Annotated in this window: 2 protein-coding genes; both read right to left on the reverse strand. The window is 60.8% G+C overall.

Annotation, left to right across the window (positions count from 1 at the left end; genetic code table 11):
• Positions 1-21: 21 nt before the first annotated feature.
• Positions 22-1,464, reverse strand: coding sequence for a mechanosensitive ion channel domain-containing protein (locus tag HX873_RS29810; protein ID WP_093208390.1), 1,443 nt, complete (start codon positions 1,462-1,464; stop codon positions 22-24).
• 63 nt (positions 1,465-1,527) lie between these two features.
• Positions 1,528-2,394 (reverse strand): pirin family protein, encoded by an 867-nt coding sequence (locus HX873_RS29815; protein WP_177067173.1) that lies wholly within the window; start codon positions 2,392-2,394, stop codon positions 1,528-1,530.
• Positions 2,395-2,525: the final 131 nt, after the last annotated feature.

Here is a 2,525-nt window from a genome sequence, read left to right on the forward strand (position 1 = left end):
CAGCAACGGATATGTACACCTTCAGGCCCGACTCCGCAGCCACTGCATAAACCCCTTCTTAACCGGCACCACAGGCGCCTCCTGCGTCAAACTCTGAGCCGCATGCAACCTGAAATCCAACAAACTTTTCATAGCCTCACTGATGTCATGCCGAGCATCCAGACAAGGCTTCAGATACTCCTTCTCAATCCTATACAACGTACAAAACGTCTTCGCCGAAAAGTCCGCAGGCACACCCTGCTCCGACAAAATCCCGGCCTCACCAATCACCTCCCCAGGCCCCATCCGCCCGGCTTCAAACTTGTGCCCGGCCTTGGTCAACATCACCGAAATCACCCCGGACTCGATGATAAACAGGTGATCACTCACCTCCCCCGCCGGCAAAATCATCTCCCCGGCGCGAAAGGTCTGCAGCGTCATGTTCTGGCTGAATGTCTCCTTCTCCTCCTGCCTCAACGTCGAGAAAATCGACGAACTCTCCAACAACGCCCGAGCCCGGGAAACCGCCACCGGCGCATTACTCTCGGCAGCCGACAACAAGCTCACCCCCGCCGCCTGCAAATGCCGAAACGCCAAATCATAAAGCTGATTGCGCACCTCACGCTTGAGCGCCATGGCCGGCACAAACCCGCTGATCTCATACTCCACGCCACCACTGGCCGACGTCTTGAACGCCACGCTGGGCGCCGGCTTGGCCAACAACGGCCGACACCCCTGCATCGCCCGCTCCAGCGCATCCAGCACGGTTTGGGGCCGCGCATGGGGGCTGACTTGCAGGCTGACCGCCAAGCCAAACATATCTGCGGGACGTGAGAAGTTGATGATCTTGGCCTTGGCCGCCAACGAGTTGGGCACCACCGCCAGGCTGCCCTGGGAGGTTTGCAGTTGGGTGGCGCGCCAGTCGATGTCGATCACCCGGCCTTCGGTGCCGTCGATGGAGATCCAGTCATCCAGTTGGTAGGGTTTGGTGGTGTTGAGCACGATGCCGGAAAACACGTCGCTCAAGGTGCTTTGCAACGCCAGGCCGACGATGATTGCCACCGCGCCGGAAGTGGCCAGCACGCCCTTGACCGGCAGGTCGAGCACGTAGGCCATGGCGGCGATGATCGCGATCAGGAAAATCACCGCGCCCACCAGATCCTGCAACAGCCGCCCGGTGTGGCCGACCCGCTGCATCATCACCGCGCCGAGCAATACCGTGAGGGTGCGCGCCGCAAACAGCCACCAGCCGATCTGGAACGCCGTTGCCGCCAAATGCAGCGCCACGTTGTCGCCGAACGGCGCGACCTGCATCGGGTTCATGCCTTCGTTGAACAGCACAGCGCTGAACACCGCAAAGATCACCAGCCGCGCCGCAAGCTTCCAATTGGCGAAATCGGCAGAGATCAAGCGCCATACGGCAATGTCGATCAGCACCAGCGCCAAGGCACAGAACATCGGGTGATCAGAGATAAATGAGGGCATTCAGGCGACTCCAGGGCGAATGCCATGAAGATCGCATGAAATGCCTTTGGAGGGTATAGCGCCCTAGCGCTGCATCTGCCCGAATTGCCCGGACTGATAGTCGGCAAACGCCTGGTGGATTTCCTGCTCGGTGTTCATCACGAACGGGCCGTGGCCGACGATGGGTTCGTCGATCGGCTCGCCGCTGAGCAACAGCACCATGGCGTCGTCGCTGGACTCGAGGCGCAGTTGCGTGCCATCGCGCTCGAACAGTGCCAACTGCCCTTCCCGCGCCACTTCAGTGCCGTTGATCCGCACCGTGCCGCGCAACACCACCAGCGCGGTGTTGCGCCCGGCGTGCAGGTCCAGCGTCACAGAGCGGCCGGCTTTGAGGCGCATGTCCCACACGTCGATCGGTGTGAAGGTGCGAGCCGGGCCTTTGACCCCGTCGAACTCGCCCGCGATCAAGCGCAGGCTGCCGGCGTTGTCGGCCAGGGGCAGCGTCGGAATATCGCCATCGAGGATGGTCTGGTAACCGGCATCGGTCATTTTGTCCCTGGCCGGCAGGTTGACCCACAACTGGACCATTTCCAGGGCGCCGCCGCTGCGGGCGAACGCCTCGGAGTGAAACTCCTCGTGAATGATGCCCCTGGCGGCTGTCATCCATTGCACATCGCCCGGGCCAATGGTGCCGCCGGCACCGGTGGAATCGCGGTGTTCGACTTCGCCCTTGTAGACGATGGTCACGGTTTCAAAGCCGCGATGAGGATGCTGGCCCACGCCACGACGTTGCTCGGTCGGGGTGAACGCCGCAGGACCGGCGTGATCCAGCAACAGGAACGGGCTGATCTGCTTGCCCATGGTGTCGTAGGAAAACAGCGTGCGAACCGGAAAGCCGTCGCCGACCCAATGGCCGCGTGGGCTGGTGTAGATGCCGATGATCTTTTTCATATGTGTCTCCAGTAATGGATACACCTTAAATCCGATACCAATTCCGCGCTAGACGGCAAAATCGGCCCTGATCGTCCCACCAGTGGAACAAATACTCGCGGGCTGGATTATTTTATATTTCGACCATAATA

The organism is Pseudomonas sp. P7758 (assembly GCF_013386485.1).
Lineage (GTDB): Bacteria > Pseudomonadota > Gammaproteobacteria > Pseudomonadales > Pseudomonadaceae > Aquipseudomonas.